This is a genomic window from Campylobacter sp. BCW_6466 (genome assembly GCF_001762835.1).
Lineage (GTDB): Bacteria > Campylobacterota > Campylobacteria > Campylobacterales > Campylobacteraceae > Campylobacter_D > Campylobacter_D jejuni.
Window position 1 is genome coordinate 1 of record NZ_MJXO01000059.1, and the last position, 865, is coordinate 865.

Genomic DNA, 865 nt, shown 5'->3' on the forward strand with positions numbered 1-865 from the left:
GATATAAAAACGACTTTTTTAGTCAATTTTCTTAATTATTTAGAAAATAATTCAAAAAATGGCAATAAACTATCAAAAAAAACAAAAATAACTTATTTGAGAGTATTAACTAGCTTTTTTTATAAGCGATAATAATGATGATTTGTTTGTTTTTTCCTTTGATATGAAGAAAATTAGATTTAGAACAGAAAAATCAGAAGAAAAATTAAATTATCTTAATGAAAATGAAATTATAAGGCTAAATAATGTTTTAGAGAAAGAAAAAGCAAAAAAAGAAGTTTATAATAGTTTTAGAAACTCTTTACTGATAAAACTTATGCTTTATGGAGGACTTAGAATTTCTGAAGCTTTAAATGTAAAACTTTGTGATTTTGAAGAGGTTGATGATGAAATATTAAAAATATCCATAATAGGCAAGGGCGGTAAAGAACAATTTGCATTTATTAAAAAAGAAGTAGATGATGAGCTTGAATATTTTAAAGAAAATATCCAAGATAGTGATTACATAATGCAAACTAGCACAGGAAAACATTTAAATAGAAGCAATGCTTTTTTGATTGTAAATAATATTTACGCTAAAGCTTTGATCAGCAAAAAAGGACTTCATTTGCTTAGACACGCTTTAGCCATGAGATTAACAGCCAAAGGAACAAACCTTGTGGAATTCTAAGACATGCAAAACTAAATTGCTATATATGCCAAAGCAACAAATGATACAATAAAAGCTGCGTTATTGAATAATTAATTTTTCTAAAATTGAGTATTTACATAGACTTCTTTTTGAAGTCTATGCTGTGAATCTTTCTAATAAAAGTTTAGGTTCTCCGCCAAGTATTTTGATGAAATTTGCAATTCTTGATTGTAT

Annotated in this window: 1 pseudogene; it reads left to right on the top strand. The window is 25.8% G+C overall.

Features of this window, described 5'->3' with window-relative positions:
* A pseudogene (locus AJ887_RS06265) lies at positions 1-745 on the top strand (tyrosine-type recombinase/integrase); the annotation flags it as partial.
* Positions 746-865: the final 120 nt, after the last annotated feature.